This is a genomic window from Bacillus sp. 03113 (assembly GCF_006546985.1).
GTDB lineage: Bacteria > Bacillota > Bacilli > Bacillales > Cytobacillaceae > VATK01.
In genome coordinates this window covers 20,726-40,219 of sequence record NZ_VATK01000023.1, presented here as the reverse complement: position 1 = coordinate 40,219, position 19,494 = coordinate 20,726, and the positions used below count along the sequence as shown (strand labels likewise).

The following is a 19,494-nucleotide window of genomic DNA, read 5'->3' as shown; positions in this document are numbered from 1 at the left end:
AAAATGGGGTTTTACCAGCTAGCTTTTTTCACACCAGGAATTTGTCCCTTATACGCTAATTCACGGAAACAAATACGGCAAAGCTTAAATTTACGGTATACAGAATGTGGACGACCGCAGCGTTCGCAGCGTGTATATTCTTGAACCTTATATTTAGGCGTGCGTTTTTGCTTCGCAATCATTGACTTTTTAGCCATGTTTTCGCCTCCCTTTACTTAGGTTTACTTTTGGAATGGCATTCCAAATTGAGTTAAAAGTTCACGAGCTTCTTCATCAGTATTGGCAGTCGTTACGATAACGATATCCATACCACGAACCTTGCTTACTTGATCGTAATTAATTTCTGGAAAAATTAATTGTTCTTTAACACCTAAAGTATAGTTTCCGCGACCATCAAATGACTTTTTAGATACTCCACGGAAGTCACGTACACGTGGAAGTGAAACTGAAACTAATTTATCTAGGAATTCATACATACGAGCACCACGAAGTGTAACCTTCGCACCAATCGGCATACCTTCACGAAGACGGAAGCCTGCAATTGATTTTTTCGCACGTGTTACAACTGGTTTTTGTCCAGTGATAACTGCAAGTTCTTCAACCGCATTATCAAGTGCTTTTGCGTTTTGAACTGCATCACCAACACCCATGTTGAGAACAATTTTTTCAAGCTTAGGTACTTGCATTACTGATTTATAATTAAACTTGCTTACTAAAGCAGGACTAATTTCATTAACAAATTTTTCTTTTAGGCGGCTCATTCATTATACCTCCCTTCATTTTTAAACTATTTATCTAGAACTTCACCGGATTTTTTCGCTACGCGAATTTTTTTACCATCTACCACTTTAATTCCTACACGAGTTGGTTCGCCAGATTTAGGGTCGATAGGCAAAACGTTGGACACATGAATAGGTGCCTCCTGGTTAATGATTCCGCCTTGCGGATTCAATTGGGATGGCTTAGAGTGTTTCTTTACAATGTTAACTCCTTCAACAAGCACACGGCTTTGTTTAGGGAATGCTGCAAGAATAACACCTGTTTTGCCTTTATCCTTACCAGTGATGACCATTACTTTATCACCCTTTTTTACATGCATCTGTTCGCACCTCCTTAAAGGCAATTAGATTTAAATTATAATACTTCTGGAGCTAATGATACGATTTTCATAAAGTTGCTATCGCGAAGTTCACGAGCAACTGGTCCGAAGATACGAGTTCCACGTGGACCTTTATCATCACGGATAATTACACATGCGTTTTCATCAAAACGAATGTAAGTACCATCTTTACGACGAACACCGCTCTTTGTTCGAACAACTACCGCTTTAACAACATCACCTTTTTTAACAACGCCACCTGGTGTTGCTTGTTTCACAGTACAAACAATAATATCGCCAATGTTAGCCGTTTTACGACCAGAGCCACCAAGAACTTTAATAGTTAGTACTTCACGAGCACCAGAGTTGTCAGCAACTTTCAAACGTGATTCTTGTTGAATCATGTGTATAACCTCCCTTCGGGATCATGCTAATTCCGAACAATTAGATTATTACTGCTTTTTCTACTACTTCCACTAGACGGAAGCGTTTAGTTGCAGATAGTGGACGAGTTTCCATAATACGAACAACATCGCCAGTTTTTGCTGCGTTTTGCTCATCATGAGCTTTAAACTTTTTAGAGTATTTTACGCGTTTACCGTATAGAGGATGCTTTTTGTATGTTTCAACAACAACAGTAATGGTTTTATCCATTTTGTCAGAAACAACGCGTCCAGTGTATACTTTGCGTTGGTTGCGTTCACTCATTGTACGAACCTCCTCTCAGGTTATCCTTTGTTGACGCTGATTTCTCTTTCACGAATAACGGTTTTCATACGAGCAATCGCTTTACGTACTTCACGAATACGAGCTGTATTTTCAAGTTGTCCCGTCGCCAATTGAAAGCGCAGATTAAAAAGCTCTTCTTTTAAGGATTTTACTTTTTGTTCAATTTCAGCAGTGGTAAGGTCACGAATTTCATTAGCTTTCATTTGATTCACCACCAATTTCTTCTCGTTTTACAAACTTACATTTAATAGGAAGTTTGTGTGATGCAAGTCGAAGTGCTTCACGAGCGATTTCTTCAGAAACCCCTGCAACTTCGAATAATACTTTTCCAGGCTTAACTACTGCTACCCAACCTTCTGGAGCACCTTTACCTGAACCCATTCGGACTTCAAGAGGTTTTGCAGTATAAGGCTTATGTGGGAATATTTTAATCCACACTTTACCGCCACGTTTCATATAACGTGTCATCGCAATACGAGCGGATTCGATTTGACGGTTTGTAATCCAAGAAGCTTCAATAGCTTGTAAACCGTATTCTCCGAATGCTACTTCAGTACCGCCTTTTGCTTGACCACGCATTTTTCCGCGGTGAACACGGCGATACTTAACGCGTTTTGGTAGTAACATAATTATTTGCCTCCTTCCTCAGTTTTCTTCTTCGCAGGAAGGACCTCTCCACGATAGATCCAAACTTTCACGCCTAATTTACCGTAAGTTGTATCTCCTTCAGCTGTAGCATAATCAATATCAGCACGAAGTGTATGAAGTGGAACTGTACCTTCACTATATGACTCAGAACGAGCGATATCTGCTCCGCCTAAACGTCCAGATACCATTGTTTTAATACCTTTCGCGCCAGCACGCATTGCGCGTTGAATCGCTTGTTTTTGAGCACGACGGAAAGAAACACGGTTTTCTAATTGACGAGCAATATTTTCCGCTACTAACTTCGCATCGATATCTGCTTTTTTAATTTCAAGAATATTGATGTGTACACGTTTACCAGTTAAAGAGTTAAGCGCTTTGCGAAGTGCTTCAACTTCAGTACCACCTTTACCGATTACCATTCCTGGCTTCGCAGTGTGGATAGTAATATTTAAACGGTTAGCTGCACGTTCAATTTCTACTTTAGAAACAGAAGCATCTTTTAAACGATTTGTAATGTACTCACGAACCTTAAGATCTTCATGTAAAAGATTAGCATAGTCTTTGCTTGCGAACCACTTGGATTCCCAATCACGAATGACTCCGATACGCAAACCGACTGGATTTACTTTTTGACCCACTGATTATCCCTCCTTCTTTTCTGATAATACGATTGTAATATGGCTTGTGCGTTTGTTAATTGCACTTGCACGACCCATTGCGCGAGGACGGAAACGTTTTAAAGTTGGTCCTTCGTCAACAAATGCTTGGGAAACTACTAATGTATTTGTATCCATTTCGTAGTTATGTTCTGCGTTTGCTAATGCAGATTTTAATACTTTCTCTACGATTGGAGAAGCAGCTTTTGGAGTAAGTTTTAAAATAGCTACTGCTTCACCGATTTGCTTTCCTCGAATTAAATCTACGACTAAACGAGCTTTACGAGGAGCAATACGAACTGTTCTTGCGACAGCTTTAGCTTGCATTTGAATGCCCTCCTCTCATTAACGTCTTGTTTTCTTATCATCATTACCATGGCCTTTATAAGTACGAGATGGAGCAAATTCTCCAAGCTTGTGACCTACCATGTCTTCAGTGATGTATACAGGCACATGTTTACGACCATCGTAAACTGCGATCGTTTGTCCGATGAATTGTGGGAAGATCGTAGAACGGCGAGACCAAGTTTTTACTACTTGCTTCTTGTCAGTTTCATTTAACTTTTCGATCTTTGTGATTAAATGCTCATCAACAAATGGTCCTTTTTTTAAGCTGCGACCCATGATTGAACCTCCCTTCGTGATTGCTCTACGGTTCGATAGTAGAACCGTAGTACAACCCCGTTATTTTTTACGACGACGTACAATAAATTTATCTGATTTGCTTTTCTTCTTGCGTGTTTTGAAACCAAGTGTTGGTTTACCCCATGGAGACATTGGAGATTTACGTCCGATTGGCGCGCGTCCTTCCCCACCACCGTGTGGATGATCGTTAGGGTTCATAACAGATCCACGAACAGTAGGTCTTTTACCTAACCAGCGTGAACGTCCAGCTTTACCAATATTAATTAGTTCGTGTTGTTCGTTACCTACTTGACCGATAGAAGCGCGGCATGTAGCTAAGATCATACGAACTTCACCTGAATTTAAACGTACAAGAACATACTTGCCTTCTTTACCTAATACTTGAGCAGAAGTACCAGCAGAACGTACTAATTGTCCACCTTTTCCTGGTTTTAACTCGATATTGTGGATAACTGTACCAACTGGAATGTTTGCTAAAGGAAGCGCATTCCCTACTTTAATGTCTGCTTCAGGACCAGACATAATTTGGATACCTACTTGTAAATTTTTAGGAGCTAAGATGTAGCGCTTTTCTCCATCTACGTAATGAATTAATGCAATATTTGCAGAACGGTTTGGATCATATTCAATAGTGGCAACGCGTCCTGGAATGCCATCTTTATCACGTTTGAAATCAATGATACGATATTGACGCTTATGACCGCCACCTTGATGACGAACTGTTAACTTACCTTGGTTATTACGGCCGCCTTTTCTTGTTAAAGGAGCAAGTAAGGATTTTTCGGGTTGATCAGTTGTGATTTCAGCAAAATCAGAAACTGTCATACCACGACGACCGTTGGAGGTAGGTTTATACTTTTTAATCGCCATTGCTTTTCCCTCCTCTTCTAGTTAAATAATTAAGCTTCGAAAATTTCTATTTCTTTGCTATCTTGAGTTAATTTTACAATTGCTTTACGACGTTTGTTTGTGTAACCACCAAAACGCCCTACACGTTTGAATTTCCCTTTGTAGTTCATTACGCTAACTTTCTCAACTTTAACGCCGAAGATTTCTTCAACAGCTGCTTTAACTTGAGTTTTGTTAGCTCTAACATCTACATCAAATGTATATTTTTTTTCAGCCATAAGATCAGTAGTACGTTCAGTAATAACGGGGCGCTTAATAACTTCGCGTGCATCCATTATGCAAGCACCTCCTCTACTTTTTCAACTGCTGCTTTCGTCATGATTAATTTATCATGATTTAAAACATCCAAAACACTGATGCCGTTAGCTGTTACAACTGTTACTCCAGGAATGTTACGAGCAGATAATGCTACGTTTTCGTCTAGATCAGCAGTCACAACTAGTGCTTTTTTCTCAACAGAAAGACCCTTTAAAACCCCTTTGAAGTCTTTTGTTTTTGGAGCTTCGAAAGCTAAGCTTTCTAATACTAAAATATTTTCTTCTAATACTTTAGAAGATAATGCAGATTTAATCGCTAAACGACGTACTTTCTTAGGTAATTTATAGCTATAGCTACGTGGAACAGGACCAAATACTGTACCACCACCACGCCATTGTGGAGATCTGATAGAACCTTGACGAGCACGACCAGTTCCTTTTTGACGCCATGGTTTGCGTCCACCACCAGCTACTTCAGAACGAATTTTAGTTTTGTGTGTCCCTTGACGTAAAGATGCTCTTTGCATAACAACTGCTTCAAACAAAACATGATTGTTAGGCTCAACCCCAAACACAGAAGCGTTTAATTCGATTTCTCCAACCTGGCTTCCGCTTTGGTTATATACCGCTACTTTAGGCATTTTTGTTTCCTCCTTTCCGACTTAATACTTAAGCTTTAACCGCACTTTTAATTTTTAATAAAGCTTTTTTCGCACCAGGAACGTTTCCTTTAATTAATAGAAGGTTACGCTCGGCGTCAACTTTAACAATTTCCAGATTTTGAACAGTAATTTGTTCTCCACCCATACGGCCAGGTAGTGCTTTCCCTTTAAATACACGGTTTGGCGCTACAGGACCCATTGAACCTGGGCGACGATGGTAACGTGATCCGTGAGCCATTGGTCCACGAGATTGTCCGTGGCGTTTAATAGAGCCTTGAAATCCTTTACCTTTTGAAATTCCTGTTACATCAACAGTTTCACCTGCTGAAAAAATATCAACTTTGACTTCTTGACCAACCTCATACTCCGCTAAGCTTGCGTCACGTAATTCACGAACGAAGCGCTTAGGAGCAGTGTTTGCTTTCGCAACGTGGCCTTTTTCAGGTTTGTTAGCAAGCTTTTCACGTTTGTCTTCGAAACCAAGTTGAATAGCTTCATAGCCGTCTGTTTCAACAGATTTCTTTTGAAGAACCACGTTGTTAGCAGCTTCTACAACAGTAACCGGGATAAGGTCGCCGTTTTCAGCAAATACTTGAGTCATACCAATTTTTCTTCCTAAGATTCCTTTGGTCATTTCAGTCACACCTCCTAATTATTATCATTATTTATTTATTAAAGTTTGATTTCGATATCTACACCGGATGGTAAGTCTAAACGCATTAATGAATCAACTGTTTGTGGAGTTGGATTAATGATATCGATTAGACGTTTATGCGTACGCATTTCAAACTGCTCACGAGAATCTTTGTACTTATGAACCGCACGAAGAATTGTGTAAACAGATTTTTCAGTTGGTAATGGAATCGGACCTGATACAGCCGCTCCAGAACGTTTAGCAGTTTCAACAATTTTCTCAGCAGATTGATCAAGAATTCTATGATCATACGCTTTTAATCGAATACGAATTTTTTGTTTTGCCATTATTTTCCCTCCTTTTCGCCTATATTAACATAGACATTCTCCGCAGAAATTTCCCACACATTCGCCATGGCAAAGCGGCCGGGTGTGTCAGCAACCTTCCACATCATCGCAGTCAAAGACCAACATTGTCTATTATACAAAACCACAATTAGAAACGCAACAATTATCATGTTTTTTTCTACGTTTTGCACACTCTCACTATTATAGCGGGCTCTGACTATAATTTCAAGTCAAAAATGAATAGTCGCAAAATTAAAAGAAATGCGAAAGCGCCTTGATCAGCCCTGAAGAAAAATGTTCATTTGACTCCAAAAGCACGCTCTTTGCTTTTTGAGGCAAAGGGTTATTTTTCACAAGGGCTAGGCGCTGGAGCTAGACAAATAGAAAGGCGAAAGCGCCTTGATCAGCCCTGATGAGAAATGATTATTTGATAGTAAACTATTTAACCTTTTTCTAAGCACAAAAAAGCAGATGGCGTGAACCATCTGCTTCATAGAAAATTAATTACTCAACGATTGTAGCAACTACACCAGCGCCAACAGTACGTCCGCCTTCACGAATAGAGAACTTAGTTCCTTCTTCGATAGCGATTGGAGCAATTAGTTCAACGTGCATTTCAATGTTATCTCCAGGCATAACCATTTCTACGCCTTCAGGAAGATTACAAATACCAGTTACGTCAGTTGTACGGAAGTAGAACTGAGGACGGTAATTAGTGAAGAATGGAGTATGACGTCCACCTTCTTCTTTAGATAAAACGTAAACTTCAGCTTTGAATTTTACGTGTGGAGTAATTGTACCTGGTTTAGCAAGTACTTGACCACGTTGGATATCTTCACGAGCAACCCCACGAAGAAGCGCACCGATATTGTCTCCAGCTTCAGCATAATCAAGAAGCTTACGGAACATTTCTACTCCAGTAACAGTAGTAGATTTTGGCTCTTCAGCTAAACCGATGATTTCAACTACATCACCAACTTTAACTTGTCCGCGCTCTACACGACCTGTTGCAACTGTTCCACGACCAGTGATTGAGAATACATCCTCAACTGGCATCATGAAAGGTTTTTCAGTATCACGAGCTGGAGTTGGGATATACTCATCAACAGCTGTCATAAGCTCAATGATTTTTTCTTCCCAAGCAGCATCTCCTTCAAGAGCTTTAAGGGCAGAACCTTTGATAACTGGTACATCGTCACCAGGGAAATCATATTCAGAAAGAAGATCACGTACTTCCATTTCTACTAATTCAAGAAGTTCTTCGTCATCAACCATGTCACATTTGTTTAAGAATACAACTAGGTAAGGTACACCTACTTGACGAGATAAAAGAATGTGCTCACGAGTTTGTGGCATTGGACCATCAGCTGCAGAAACAACTAGGATACCACCGTCCATTTGAGCAGCACCAGTGATCATGTTTTTAACATAGTCAGCATGTCCTGGGCAGTCAACGTGTGCATAGTGACGAGTTGCAGTTTCATACTCAACGTGTGCTGTTGAGATTGTTATTCCACGCTCACGCTCTTCAGGAGCAGCGTCGATTTGATCATATGCACGTGCTTCAGCACCACCTGCTTTTGCAAGTACAGTAGTGATAGCAGCTGTTAAAGTAGTTTTACCATGGTCAACGTGACCGATTGTTCCAATGTTAACGTGAGGCTTAGAGCGATCGAATTTAGCTTTTGCCATTAGGAAAATCCTCCTTTGGGTTGAGAAATTAATATATTTATTCACTGTGAAATGGGTACTCCATTTCACAGCATTTTTTCCTACATAAGTAGTTATACTTGATTAAAAAGGTAAAATCAATTATTCACCTTTATTTTTTTTAATGATTTCTTCAGCGATTGATTTTGGAATTTCTTCATAGTGATCAAAGTGCATAGAGAATACACCACGACCTTGTGTGTTAGAACGTAATGAAGTTGCATATCCAAACATCTCTGAAAGTGGAACCATTGAACGAACAACTTGAGCGTTACCACGTGCTTCCATTCCTTCAACGCGACCACGACGAGCAGTAATACCACCCATGATGTCACCCATGTATTCTTCTGGGATAACAACTTCAACTTTCATGATTGGTTCAAGGATAACTGGGTTACACTTAGATGCTGCGTTTTTAAGCGCCATAGAAGCAGCAATTTTAAACGCCATTTCTGATGAGTCAACATCATGGTAAGAACCGTCAAATAATCTCGCTTTAATATCGACTAATGGATAACCGGCAAGTACACCTCTGTCAAGCGCATCTTCAAGACCTGCTTGAACAGCTGGAATATACTCACGAGGTACCACCCCACCGACAATTCCATTTTCAAATTCAAAGCCTTTTCCTTCTTCGTTTGGAGCAAATTCAATCCAAACGTGTCCGAATTGACCGCGTCCACCTGATTGACGAGCAAACTTACCTTCTACTTGTGCAGAAGTACGGAAAGTTTCTCTATAAGCAACTTGCGGAGCACCTACATTCGCTTCAACTTTGAATTCGCGACGCATACGGTCAACGATAATATCTAAGTGAAGCTCACCCATACCAGCGATGATTACTTGACCAGTTTCTTGGTCTGTATGAGCTCTAAATGTTGGATCCTCTTCTTGAAGCTTTTGTAAAGCAGTTGTCATTTTATCTTGGTCTGCCTTTGATTTAGGCTCAACAGATAATTGGATAACCGGCTCAGGGAACTGCATGGACTCTAGGATAACAAGGTTTTTATCATCACAAAGAGTGTCACCAGTCGTTGTATCTTTTAATCCAACAGCTGCAGCAATATCGCCAGCAAATACTTTAGAGATTTCTTGGCGGCTATTTGCATGCATTTGAAGGATACGACCAATACGCTCACGCTTGCCTTTAGTAGAGTTTTGTACATATGATCCAGACTCTAGCGTACCAGAGTACACACGGAAGAATGTTAATTTACCTACATAAGGATCAGTCATAACTTTGAATGCAAGTGCTGAGAATGGCTCGTCATCACTTGAATGACGCTCAACTTCTTCCTCAGAATCAGGAAGAGTACCTTTAATTGCTGGTACATCTAATGGTGATGGAAGATAATCGATAACAGCATCTAGCATTAATTGAACACCTTTGTTCTTGAATGCAGAACCACAGATTACTGGATAGAATTCAACGTTTACAGTTCCTTGACGAATAGCTGCTTTAATCTCTTCGTTAGTGATTTCTTCACCACCAAGGTACTTTTCCATTAACTCTTCATCTAATTCCGCAACTGCTTCAAGAAGCTTTTCGCGATATTCATCAGCTTGATCTTTATATTCTTCTGGAATTTCACGAACCTCGATATCAGTTCCTAAGTCATTACCGTAGAAAGTAGCTTTCATTTCTACTAAATCAATAATTCCTTCAAACTGATCTTCAGCACCAATTGGCAGCTGAATCGGATGAGCATTTGCTTGTAAACGGTCGTGAATTGTTTTCACAGAATACAAGAAATCTGCACCGATTTTATCCATTTTATTAACGAAAACAACACGCGGAACACCATACGTAGTTGCTTGTCGCCAAACAGTTTCAGTTTGTGGTTCAACTCCAGATTGTGCATCTAGAACCGCTACAGCACCATCTAATACACGTAAAGAACGTTCAACTTCGACCGTGAAGTCTACGTGTCCAGGAGTATCGATAATGTTAACACGATGACCTTTCCATTGAGCAGTTGTTGCTGCTGATGTAATGGTAATACCGCGTTCTTGTTCTTGCTCCATCCAGTCCATCTGTGATGCACCTTCATGAGTTTCACCAATCTTATGAATACGACCAGTATAATAAAGGACACGCTCAGTTGTTGTTGTTTTACCAGCATCAATGTGAGCCATGATTCCTATATTTCTAGTGTTTTCTAAGGAGAACTCTCTTGCCATTTCAATTTTCTCCTTCCTAATATAAATGTAGTTGTTTTAAAAATAATCTTACCAGCGGTAGTGAGCAAACGCTTTGTTTGCTTCTGCCATTTTATGTGTATCTTCACGCTTCTTAACTGATGCACCAGTGTTGTTAGCTGCATCAAGGATTTCGTTAGCTAAACGCTCTTCCATCGTTTTTTCTCCACGAAGACGAGAGTAGTTTACTAACCAACGAAGACCAAGAGTAGTACGGCGATCTGGACGCACCTCTACTGGCACTTGATAGTTTGCACCACCAACACGACGAGCTCTTACTTCAAGAACTGGCATGATGTTTTTAAGTGCTTGATCAAATACCTCCATTGGGTCTTTGTTTGAACGCTCGCGGATGATGTCAAAAGAAGAGTATAAAATCTTTTGAGATTTCCCTCTTTTTCCGTCGATCATCATTTTATTAATTAGACGTGTTACAAGCTTTGATTTGTAAAGTGGATCTGGAAGCACGTCTCTTTTTGCTACAGGACCTTTACGTGGCATTTTATTTCCTCCTTTCAAAAATGGCTTATGTTATATCATTTATTTTTTAGCAGCTTTTGGTCTCTTAGTTCCGTATTTAGAACGACCTTGCATACGATTGTTAACACCAGCTGTATCTAGTGCACCACGTACGATGTGGTAACGAACCCCCGGTAAGTCTTTTACACGACCTCCACGAATAAGAACAACACTGTGCTCTTGAAGGTTGTGGCCAATACCAGGAATGTATGCTGTTACTTCGATTCCGTTCGTTAAACGAACACGAGCATATTTACGTAACGCTGAGTTCGGTTTTTTCGGAGTCATTGTACCAACACGAGTACATACACCGCGTTTTTGAGGTGAAGATACATCTGTTTGTGATTTTTTAAAGCTGTTATAACCTTTATTAAGCGCTGGTGATTTTGATTTTTCTACAGCCGTTTTACGAGGCTTGCGCACTAATTGGTTAATTGTAGGCATTTATGTTTCCTCCCTTCATTTTTAGTTAAGCCCACACATCCAGGTGGTTCATTTTAAAGCAAAAACAAAGTTTTCATAGAATTCTTTCTACAAAAACAGTTTTTATTTCTTTATAGCTACAGTTGCAGCACCAACATCTATGCCACACGCTTTTCCTAGTTTTTTCATAGAATCCACGTGAATAATCGGAACATTTACTTCTTTAGCTGTATGAATGACTTTCCCAATTACTTTCGGATCGGCATCTTTGGCAACTAATACTTGCGAAACGTCCCCAGCCTTCAATGCTTTCACTGTTTGCTTTGTTCCTACTATATAACTTTTAGCCTGCAATACTTTTTCATAAGACATTGTTTATCCTCCAAAGTATCAGGTATATAGGAGCACCTTTGCTATAGTATCATTTATAAAAAATGATGTCAACAGTCAAAAACAAATTCCTGTAAACCATTTTAGGCTTTTTACGATAAAACGCGGCACTTGCTATTTTCTCAGCAAGCACCGCGAACAATGTTATTCAACAATAACCGTTTCTTCTGCCGGCTCATCATGTACATATGGTTCTGCTCTGCGGTAGCGCTGCATACCTGTTCCTGCTGGAACGAGCTTTCCGATAATAACATTTTCTTTTAAGCCTAGCAACTCATCGCGTTTGCCTTTAATTGCCGCATCTGTAAGAACTCTTGTTGTTTCTTGGAATGATGCTGCAGACAAGAATGAGTCTGTTTCTAACGAAGCTTTTGTAATACCAAGGAGAACTGGTCTGCCTGTCGCCGGTAATCTTCCTTCAAGCAATGCTTTTTCGTTAGCGTCTGTAAATTGATGGATATCAAGCAGTGTACCTGGGAGTACTTCTGTTTCTCCAGCATCTATAACGCGTACCTTTTTCAACATTTGTCGGACCATTACTTCAACGTGTTTATCACCAATTTCTACCCCTTGCATACGATATACTTTTTGTACTTCACGCAATAAGTATTCTTGAACAGCTGTCACGTCTTTGACTTTAATTAACTCTTTAGGATCAATGGAACCTTCTGTTAATTCTTGTCCGCGATCAACTTTATCGTTTAGTCGAACTTTAAGTCTAGCCGTATAAGGAGCTGTGTAGGTACGAGACTCTACTTCACCCTGAACCACAATTTCTTGTTGTCTGTCTCTACCTTCATTTATTCCTACAACTGTACCACTAATTTCAGAAATGATCGCTTGACCTTTTGGATTACGCGCTTCAAAAATCTCTTGAATACGAGGTAAACCTTGGGTAATATCGTCACCGGCAACTCCACCCGTGTGGAATGTACGCATCGTTAACTGTGTACCTGGTTCTCCAATTGATTGTGCAGCTATGATACCAACTGCTTCCCCAACTTCCACCTCTTGGCCAGTTGCCAAATTGCGACCGTAACATTTTTTACAAACACCGTGACGAGTATTACAAGTGAATGCAGAGCGAATCCACACTTCTTCGACATTCGCATCTACAACTGTAGTAGCTAAATCCTCTGTGATTAATCCGTTTTCCGGAACAATCACTTCATTTGTTTCTGGATGTTTAATTGCTTTTCTAGCATAACGCCCAATTAAACGCTCGTCTAACGGTTCGATCACTTCTGTACCGTCTTTTAAAGCACTAATTAGAAGGCCTCTATCTGTTCCACAGTCATCTTCACGTACAATAACATCCTGCGCAACATCTACAAGACGACGAGTTAAGTAACCAGAGTCAGCCGTTTTAAGGGCTGTATCCGCTAATCCTTTACGAGCTCCGTGAGTCGAAATAAAGTACTCTAATACCGTTAATCCTTCGCGGAAACTTGACTTGATTGGCAACTCAATGATTCGACCAGCCGGGTTCGCCATAAGACCGCGCATACCTGCTAGCTGAGTGAAGTTAGACGCATTACCACGGGCACCAGAATCACTCATCATGAAAATTGGGTTGCTCTTGTCTAATGATTTCATTAGCTTAGCCTGAATCGTATCTTTTGCTGCACTCCATACAGAGATAACGCGATCATAACGTTCATCTTCGGTAATTAAACCGCGTCTGAATTGTTTTAATACATTATCTACTTTATGTTGTGCTTCATGGATGATCTGCTGCTTATCTCCTAATACAACGATATCAGCCACACCAACTGTAATACCAGCTTTTGTAGAGTATTTAAATCCTAAGTCTTTCATGCGGTCAAGCATTTTTGACGTTTCTGTAATTTTGAAACGTTTAAATACCTCAGCAATAATATTTCCAAGGATTTTCTTTTTAAATGGATCGATTAGCGGCATTTCCTTAATGACCGCAGCAACATCCGTTCCTGGCTCCACAAAATATCTTTCAGGTGTTTTTTCCTCAAGATTGGTTTTTGTCGGCTCATTAATATAAGGAAAAGATTTTGGTAAAATTTCATTAAATACAAGCTTACCAACCGTTGTAATTAACAACTGATTATTTTGTTTTTCTGTAAAAGTTTCGTTGTTTAATGATCCTGCACGTACTGCAACGCGAGTATGTAAATGCGCATACCCGTTTTGATAGGCTAGTAAGGCTTCGTTGGTATCATTAAAGATCATACCTTCACCAACTGCACCAGCTCTTTCTAAAGTTAGGTAATAGTTCCCTAATACCATGTCCTGTGATGGAGTAACAACCGGCTTTCCATCCTTTGGATTCAGAATGTTTTGTGCAGCAAGCATTAGTAATCGAGCCTCAGCTTGAGCTTCTGAAGAAAGTGGTACGTGAACAGCCATTTGGTCTCCATCAAAGTCTGCATTATAAGCAGTACAAACTAATGGGTGAAGACGAATAGCACGTCCCTCTACTAGAGTTGGCTCAAACGCTTGGATCCCAAGTCTATGAAGAGTCGGGGCACGGTTAAGAAGCACTGGATGCTCCTTAATAACTTCTTCAAGTACATCCCAAACCTCGGGTTGAATTCTTTCAATTTTTCGCTTTGCTGATTTAATATTATGAGCTAATCCTTTTTCTACAAGCTCTTTCATGACAAAAGGCTTAAATAGCTCTAAAGCCATTTCTTTTGGTAATCCGCATTGGAACATTTTAAGGTTAGGACCTACAACAATAACGGAACGACCTGAATAGTCTACACGTTTACCAAGTAAGTTTTGACGGAAACGACCTTGCTTCCCTTTCAGCATATGAGAAAGTGATTTTAACGGTCTATTACCTGGTCCAGTAACTGGTCGACCTCGACGTCCGTTATCAATAAGAGCATCAACAGCTTCTTGAAGCATCCTTTTCTCATTTTGTACGATAATGCTTGGTGCCCCAAGATCTAATAAGCGTTTTAAACGATTATTACGATTAATGACACGACGGTATAAATCATTCAAATCAGAAGTAGCAAAGCGTCCGCCATCTAACTGAACCATTGGTCGAAGCTCTGGAGGAATAACTGGAAGTACATCAAGAATCATCCAAGAAGGTTCATTTCCTGAACCACGGAATGCTTCTAAAACTTCTAGTCTTTTAATTGCTCTTGTACGGCGCTGCCCTTGAGCAGTTTTTAGTTCTTCTTTTAATGTGTCTACTTCTTTTTCTAAATCAATATCCTGAAGTAGTTTTTTAATCGCTTCAGCACCCATTGAAGCTTGGAATTTACTTCCGTATTTTTCGCGGTATGCACGATACTCCTTCTCAGATAACAGTTGTTTCTTTTCAAGAGCAGTGTCGCCTTGGTCTGTTACCACATAGGAAGCAAAATAAATAACTTCTTCTAACGCACGCGGAGACATATCAAGTACAAGCCCCATACGGCTTGGAATGCCTTTAAAATACCAAATATGTGACACAGGAGCCGCAAGCTCAATATGTCCCATACGCTCGCGACGAACTTTAGCACGTGTTACTTCTACGCCGCATCGGTCACATACTACACCTTTGTAGCGTACACGCTTATACTTTCCGCAATGACATTCCCAATCCTTCGTAGGACCGAAAATACGTTCACAGAATAAACCATCTTTTTCTGGTTTTAACGTACGATAATTAATTGTTTCAGGTTTTTTAACTTCACCATAAGACCATGAACGAATCTTATCTGGCGATGCAAGACCTATTTTCATATACTCAAAATTGTTTACATCAAGCAAGGGGCCTACCTCCCTTTTTATGTCCGGGTTTTTCCCTCATCGCTACTAGAGCTGGGGTTTCTAAACTTTTACTCCCTTAAAATCCTCTGCCTGAATCAATTCAAACAGAGGATAAGGGATTTGAAACCATAATTACTCTTTCGTTCCTACTTTTTCTGATTCTGATTTTGGTACATCAGAAGCAATCGTTAAAGAATCTGCATGCTGTAAATCTTCTTCATCTTCTAAATCACGCATTTCAATCTCTTCTTCATCGCTTGAGAGAATTTTAACGTCCATTCCTAAGCTTTGAAGTTCTTTCATTAATACCCTAAAGGATTCTGGCACTCCTGGCTCAGGGACATTTTCACCCTTAACAATGGCTTCATATGTTTTCACACGTCCTACCACGTCATCGGATTTAACCGTTAAGATTTCTTGAAGTGTATAAGCTGCACCGTATGCTTCGAGAGCCCAAACTTCCATCTCTCCAAAACGTTGTCCACCAAATTGTGCTTTACCACCTAAAGGCTGTTGTGTTACTAGAGAATATGGACCAGTTGAACGAGCATGTAATTTATCATCAACCATGTGAGCAAGCTTAATCATGTACATGACTCCGACAGAAACACGGTTGTCAAACGGCTCACCTGTACGTCCATCATATAATACAGTTTTAGCATCTCTTGCCATGCCAGCTTCTTCAATCGTATCCCATACATCCTCTTCTCGAGCACCATCAAAAACTGGAGAAGCAACATGGATACCAAGCTTTCTAGCCGCCATACCAAGGTGTAATTCAAGCACCTGCCCGATATTCATACGAGACGGAACCCCTAATGGGTTTAACATGATATCGACAGGTGTTCCATCTGGAAGATATGGCATATCCTCTTCAGGTAAAATACGAGAAATAACCCCTTTATTACCATGACGACCCGCCATTTTATCTCCTTCAGAAATTTTACGCTTCTGAACGATATAAACACGTACAAGTTGATTAACACCTGGAGGAAGTTCATCCCCGTCTTCACGATTAAAGACTTTTACATCAAGTACGATACCTCCGCCTCCATGAGGTACACGAAGGGATGTATCACGGACTTCGCGTGCTTTTTCGCCAAAGATCGCATGAAGAAGACGTTCTTCAGCAGTTAATTCAGTCACACCTTTTGGTGTAACTTTACCGACAAGTAAATCACCGTCTTTTACTTCTGCACCTGTGCGAATAATTCCACGTTCGTCAAGATTTCTAAGGGCATCTTCACCAACATTTGGAATATCACGTGTAATTTCTTCTGGTCCTAACTTTGTATCACGAGACTCAGACTCATATTCTTCAATGTGAATAGACGTATATACATCATCTTTCACGAGACGTTCACTCATGATAATCGCATCTTCATAGTTGTAACCATCCCATGTCATGAAAGCAACAAGGACATTACGACCTAAGGCAAGCTCCCCTAGCTCCATAGAAGGACCGTCAGCTAAAATTTCACCTTTTGTTACTCGGTCACCTACTGAAACAATTGGTCTTTGGTTATAGCATGTACCTTGGTTTGAGCGAATAAATTTCAACATTCTATATTTATCTAAATTTCCTTTAACTTCCTGGCCATCGATTTCACTCACGCGACGCACTCTAATTTCTCGTGCTTCAACATGCTCGACAATTCCATCATACTTACAAATAACAGCTGCACCAGAGTCTTTCCCTGATACATACTCCATACCTGTACCCACTCTAGGAGCCTCAGGCTGCATTAACGGAACCGCTTGACGTTGCATGTTCGCTCCCATTAGTGCACGGTTTGAGTCATCGTTTTCTAAGAAAGGAATACATGCAGTCGCAGCAGAGACAACTTGCTTTGGAGAAACGTCCATGTAGTCAACTCTTTCGCGTTTCACTACTGTATTTTCTCCTCTAAAACGTGCAACGACTTCTTCATCTAAGAAAGAACCGTCATCGTCTAATCTTACATTTGCCTGCGCTACAACATAGTTATCTTCTTCATCAGCTGTTAAGTAATCAATATGATTCGAAACTTTTCCTGTGTCTGGGTCAATACGACGGTAAGGTGTTTCAATAAATCCAAATCGATTCACTTTTGCGAAGGAAGATAAAGAGTTAATCAATCCAATGTTCGGACCTTCAGGCGTTTCAATTGGACACATACGTCCGTAATGTGAATAATGTACATCACGAACTTCAAATCCAGCACGTTCACGAGTCAAACCACCTGGTCCTAATGCAGATAAACGACGCTTATGCGTTAATTCTGCAAGTGGATTCGTTTGATCCATGAATTGAGATAACTGGGAGCTTCCAAAAAACTCTTTAATGGATGCAATAACTGGTCGAATATTAATCAACTGTTGAGGTGTAATCGTATTTGTATCTTGAATAGACATTCTTTCACGAACAACACGCTCCATACGGGATAATCCAATACGGAATTGGTTTTGTAACAATTCACCAACAGAACGCAAACGTCTATTCCCTAAATGATCAATATCATCTGTATTTCCAACCCCATGTAAAAGGTTGAAGAAATAACTGATAGAAGCAACTATATCGGCAGCTGAAATGTTTTTAACAGCTTCCTCTACGTATGCATTACTAATTACATTAATAACCTTTTCACCGTCATCATTTGGAGCATAAATCTTTACAGATTGCACGAGTACTTCTTCATCTAATACTCCACCGACTAAATTAACTGTTTTAAAGCCTACATTATTCTCTAAATTTGGAATAATTCGATCTAGCGTACGGCGGTCTAAAACAGTTCCCTTTTCAGCGATGATTTCACCGGTTTCAGGATCCACTAGCGTTTCTGCTATCCGCTGACCAAACAAACGATTTTTAATATGAAGCTTTTTATTAATTTTATAGCGACCTACATTCGCAAGATCATAGCGTTTTGGATCGAAAAATCTAGACACCAATAAACTCTTCGCATTTTCTACTGTTGGTGGTTCACCAGGGCGAAGACGTTCATATATTTCTAATAGAGCTTTTTCTGAGCTTTCTGTGTTGTCTTTTTCTAATGTATTTCTTATATACTCATTTTCTCCAATCAAATCAACAATTTCTTGATCAGAGCCGAATCCAAGTGCACGTAAAAGAACAGTTACAGGCAGTTTACGTGTACGATCTATTCTGACATATACAACATCTTTTGCATCCGTTTCATATTCAAGCCACGCTCCGCGATTCGGAATTACAGTTGCTGTAAAGCCTTTTTTTCCATTTTTGTCAATCTTACCACTGAAGTAGACACTCGGAGAGCGTACTAACTGTGAAACAATAACACGTTCAGCGCCATTGATAACAAATGTACCAGTTTCAGTCATAAGAGGAAAATCGCCCATAAAGACATCCTGATCTTTTACTTCACCTGTTTCTTTGTTAACAAGACGTACCTTCACACGCAAAGGCGCTGAGTATGTAACATCTCGTTCTTTCGATTCCTCAACGGAATATTTTGGTTCGCCAAGGCTGTAATCAATAAATTCAAGTAATAAATTGCCCGTGAAATCTTCAATCGGTGAAATGTCCTGGAACATTTCACGCAAACCTTCATCTAGAAACCATTGATATGAAGAGGTTTGAATCTCAATTAAATTTGGCAATTCTAATACTTCACTGATTCGTGCGTAACTTCTTCGTTGGCGGTGTCGTCCATATTGAACTAGTTGACCTGTCAACTCATTCACCCCTCAAATCAAGCGTAATTATTGCATCTATCACCGTCTTATTGCAAGGTATAGCTGCCTGCATAAGACAAAAAGAAAAAGGGTTTTTAACTCAAAAACCACATTTTCAAATTTCAAATATTATTTTGTTAGTTTTCCCTATGCCACCAAATTTATACAATTAATGATCAATTTTGTTGCATTTAGGAAATTAATATATTGGCATTATATAATGCTATCAC

Annotated in this window: 22 protein-coding genes; all 22 read right to left on the bottom strand. The window is 39.9% G+C overall.

All coding sequences use genetic code 11. The annotated features are described in order from the left end of the window. Window positions 1–11: 11 nt before the first annotated feature. Entirely contained in the window at window positions 12–197 is a 186-nt protein-coding gene (rpsN, locus tag FDO66_RS18410) for a 30S ribosomal protein S14 (protein ID WP_009499044.1), read from the bottom strand. Between the two features lie 24 nt (window positions 198–221). Further along, on the bottom strand, window positions 222–761 hold the full coding sequence (gene rplE / locus FDO66_RS18405) for a 50S ribosomal protein L5 (RefSeq protein ID WP_141434128.1): 540 nt from the start codon (window positions 759–761) through the stop codon (window positions 222–224). Window positions 762–787: 26 nt separating this feature from the next. Further along, on the bottom strand, window positions 788–1,099 hold the full coding sequence (gene rplX / locus FDO66_RS18400) for a 50S ribosomal protein L24 (RefSeq protein ID WP_141434127.1): 312 nt from the start codon (window positions 1,097–1,099) through the stop codon (window positions 788–790). A gap of 35 nt (window positions 1,100–1,134) precedes the next feature. Next, entirely contained in the window at window positions 1,135–1,503 is a 369-nt protein-coding gene (gene rplN, locus FDO66_RS18395; protein ID WP_141434126.1) for a 50S ribosomal protein L14, read from the bottom strand. A 40-nt stretch (window positions 1,504–1,543) separates the two neighbouring features. Then, window positions 1,544–1,807: a 30S ribosomal protein S17 gene (gene rpsQ / locus FDO66_RS18390; RefSeq protein WP_141434125.1), complete on the bottom strand. Its 264-nt coding sequence runs from the start codon at window positions 1,805–1,807 to the stop codon at window positions 1,544–1,546. Between the two features lie 20 nt (window positions 1,808–1,827). After that, window positions 1,828–2,031: a 50S ribosomal protein L29 gene (gene rpmC, locus FDO66_RS18385; RefSeq protein WP_141434124.1), complete on the bottom strand. Its 204-nt coding sequence runs from the start codon at window positions 2,029–2,031 to the stop codon at window positions 1,828–1,830. After that, on the bottom strand, window positions 2,021–2,455 hold the full coding sequence (gene rplP / locus FDO66_RS18380) for a 50S ribosomal protein L16 (RefSeq protein ID WP_141434123.1): 435 nt from the start codon (window positions 2,453–2,455) through the stop codon (window positions 2,021–2,023). The genes rpmC and rplP overlap by 11 nt, the downstream gene beginning before the upstream one ends. Window positions 2,456–2,457: 2 nt before the next feature. Next, complete coding sequence (gene rpsC, locus FDO66_RS18375; protein WP_141434122.1) at window positions 2,458–3,114, bottom strand: 30S ribosomal protein S3; 657 nt, start codon at window positions 3,112–3,114, stop codon at window positions 2,458–2,460. 3 nt (window positions 3,115–3,117) lie between these two features. Then, window positions 3,118–3,459 carry a 50S ribosomal protein L22 gene (rplV, locus tag FDO66_RS18370; protein WP_141434121.1) on the bottom strand — a complete coding sequence of 114 codons (342 nt, stop codon included), beginning with the start codon at window positions 3,457–3,459 and terminating at the stop codon, window positions 3,118–3,120. A gap of 18 nt (window positions 3,460–3,477) precedes the next feature. Further along, window positions 3,478–3,756 (bottom strand): 30S ribosomal protein S19, encoded by a 279-nt coding sequence (rpsS, locus tag FDO66_RS18365; protein ID WP_141434120.1) that lies wholly within the window; start codon window positions 3,754–3,756, stop codon window positions 3,478–3,480. A 60-nt stretch (window positions 3,757–3,816) separates the two neighbouring features. Continuing rightward, the gene (gene rplB, locus FDO66_RS18360; RefSeq protein ID WP_141434119.1) at window positions 3,817–4,647 is read right to left on the bottom strand and encodes a 50S ribosomal protein L2; all 831 of its coding nucleotides are present in this window, start codon (window positions 4,645–4,647) and stop codon (window positions 3,817–3,819) included. Window positions 4,648–4,676: 29 nt separating this feature from the next. Beyond that, window positions 4,677–4,964, bottom strand: coding sequence for a 50S ribosomal protein L23 (gene rplW / locus FDO66_RS18355; protein WP_181444651.1), 288 nt, complete (start codon window positions 4,962–4,964; stop codon window positions 4,677–4,679). Beyond that, on the bottom strand, window positions 4,961–5,584 hold the full coding sequence (gene rplD / locus FDO66_RS18350) for a 50S ribosomal protein L4 (protein WP_141434117.1): 624 nt from the start codon (window positions 5,582–5,584) through the stop codon (window positions 4,961–4,963). The genes rplW and rplD overlap by 4 nt, the downstream gene beginning before the upstream one ends. Before the next feature lie 28 nt (window positions 5,585–5,612). Further along, window positions 5,613–6,239: a 50S ribosomal protein L3 gene (rplC, locus tag FDO66_RS18345; protein WP_141434116.1), complete on the bottom strand. Its 627-nt coding sequence runs from the start codon at window positions 6,237–6,239 to the stop codon at window positions 5,613–5,615. 38 nt (window positions 6,240–6,277) lie between these two features. Next, the gene (gene rpsJ / locus FDO66_RS18340) at window positions 6,278–6,586 is read right to left on the bottom strand and encodes a 30S ribosomal protein S10 (protein WP_003348621.1); all 309 of its coding nucleotides are present in this window, start codon (window positions 6,584–6,586) and stop codon (window positions 6,278–6,280) included. A gap of 504 nt (window positions 6,587–7,090) precedes the next feature. Beyond that, window positions 7,091–8,278, bottom strand: a complete 1,188-nt coding sequence (tuf, locus tag FDO66_RS18330; RefSeq protein WP_141434114.1) for an elongation factor Tu — start codon at window positions 8,276–8,278, stop codon at window positions 7,091–7,093. 120 nt (window positions 8,279–8,398) lie between these two features. Beyond that, on the bottom strand, window positions 8,399–10,477 hold the full coding sequence (gene fusA, locus FDO66_RS18325) for an elongation factor G (protein WP_141434113.1): 2,079 nt from the start codon (window positions 10,475–10,477) through the stop codon (window positions 8,399–8,401). A 48-nt stretch (window positions 10,478–10,525) separates the two neighbouring features. After that, window positions 10,526–10,996 (bottom strand): 30S ribosomal protein S7, encoded by a 471-nt coding sequence (rpsG, locus tag FDO66_RS18320; protein ID WP_141434112.1) that lies wholly within the window; start codon window positions 10,994–10,996, stop codon window positions 10,526–10,528. 39 nt (window positions 10,997–11,035) lie between these two features. Beyond that, window positions 11,036–11,458, bottom strand: coding sequence for a 30S ribosomal protein S12 (rpsL, locus tag FDO66_RS18315; protein ID WP_141434111.1), 423 nt, complete (start codon window positions 11,456–11,458; stop codon window positions 11,036–11,038). Between the two features lie 102 nt (window positions 11,459–11,560). After that, window positions 11,561–11,809 carry a 50S ribosomal protein L7ae-like protein gene (locus tag FDO66_RS18310; protein WP_141434110.1) on the bottom strand — a complete coding sequence of 83 codons (249 nt, stop codon included), beginning with the start codon at window positions 11,807–11,809 and terminating at the stop codon, window positions 11,561–11,563. A gap of 162 nt (window positions 11,810–11,971) precedes the next feature. Then, complete coding sequence (gene rpoC / locus FDO66_RS18305) at window positions 11,972–15,571, bottom strand: DNA-directed RNA polymerase subunit beta' (protein WP_141434109.1); 3,600 nt, start codon at window positions 15,569–15,571, stop codon at window positions 11,972–11,974. A gap of 132 nt (window positions 15,572–15,703) precedes the next feature. Continuing rightward, on the bottom strand, window positions 15,704–19,264 hold the full coding sequence (gene rpoB / locus FDO66_RS18300; RefSeq protein ID WP_141434108.1) for a DNA-directed RNA polymerase subunit beta: 3,561 nt from the start codon (window positions 19,262–19,264) through the stop codon (window positions 15,704–15,706). Between the last annotated feature and the right edge of the window lie 230 nt (window positions 19,265–19,494).

What these genes read in the sequence shown, in the direction of transcription:
- rpsN (WP_009499044.1), bottom strand. Translation starts at nt 197, where the DNA reads ATGGCTAAAAAGTCAATGATTGCGAAGCAAAAACGCACGCCTAAATAT.
- rplE (WP_141434128.1), bottom strand. Translation starts at nt 761, where the DNA reads ATGAGCCGCCTAAAAGAAAAATTTGTTAATGAAATTAGTCCTGCTTTA.
- rplX (WP_141434127.1), bottom strand. Translation starts at nt 1,099, where the DNA reads ATGCATGTAAAAAAGGGTGATAAAGTAATGGTCATCACTGGTAAGGAT.
- rplN (WP_141434126.1), bottom strand. Translation starts at nt 1,503, where the DNA reads ATGATTCAACAAGAATCACGTTTGAAAGTTGCTGACAACTCTGGTGCT.
- rpsQ (WP_141434125.1), bottom strand. Translation starts at nt 1,807, where the DNA reads ATGAGTGAACGCAACCAACGCAAAGTATACACTGGACGCGTTGTTTCT.
- rpmC (WP_141434124.1), bottom strand. Translation starts at nt 2,031, where the DNA reads ATGAAAGCTAATGAAATTCGTGACCTTACCACTGCTGAAATTGAACAA.
- rplP (WP_141434123.1), bottom strand. Translation starts at nt 2,455, where the DNA reads ATGTTACTACCAAAACGCGTTAAGTATCGCCGTGTTCACCGCGGAAAA.
- rplV (WP_141434121.1), bottom strand. Translation starts at nt 3,459, where the DNA reads ATGCAAGCTAAAGCTGTCGCAAGAACAGTTCGTATTGCTCCTCGTAAA.
- rpsS (WP_141434120.1), bottom strand. Translation starts at nt 3,756, where the DNA reads ATGGGTCGCAGCTTAAAAAAAGGACCATTTGTTGATGAGCATTTAATC.
- rplB (WP_141434119.1), bottom strand. Translation starts at nt 4,647, where the DNA reads ATGGCGATTAAAAAGTATAAACCTACCTCCAACGGTCGTCGTGGTATG.
- rplD (WP_141434117.1), bottom strand. Translation starts at nt 5,584, where the DNA reads ATGCCTAAAGTAGCGGTATATAACCAAAGCGGAAGCCAGGTTGGAGAA.
- rplC (WP_141434116.1), bottom strand. Translation starts at nt 6,239, where the DNA reads ATGACCAAAGGAATCTTAGGAAGAAAAATTGGTATGACTCAAGTATTT.
- rpsJ (WP_003348621.1), bottom strand. Translation starts at nt 6,586, where the DNA reads ATGGCAAAACAAAAAATTCGTATTCGATTAAAAGCGTATGATCATAGA.
- tuf (WP_141434114.1), bottom strand. Translation starts at nt 8,278, where the DNA reads ATGGCAAAAGCTAAATTCGATCGCTCTAAGCCTCACGTTAACATTGGA.
- fusA (WP_141434113.1), bottom strand. Translation starts at nt 10,477, where the DNA reads ATGGCAAGAGAGTTCTCCTTAGAAAACACTAGAAATATAGGAATCATG.
- rpsG (WP_141434112.1), bottom strand. Translation starts at nt 10,996, where the DNA reads ATGCCACGTAAAGGTCCTGTAGCAAAAAGAGACGTGCTTCCAGATCCA.
- rpsL (WP_141434111.1), bottom strand. Translation starts at nt 11,458, where the DNA reads ATGCCTACAATTAACCAATTAGTGCGCAAGCCTCGTAAAACGGCTGTA.
- FDO66_RS18310 (WP_141434110.1), bottom strand. Translation starts at nt 11,809, where the DNA reads ATGTCTTATGAAAAAGTATTGCAGGCTAAAAGTTATATAGTAGGAACA.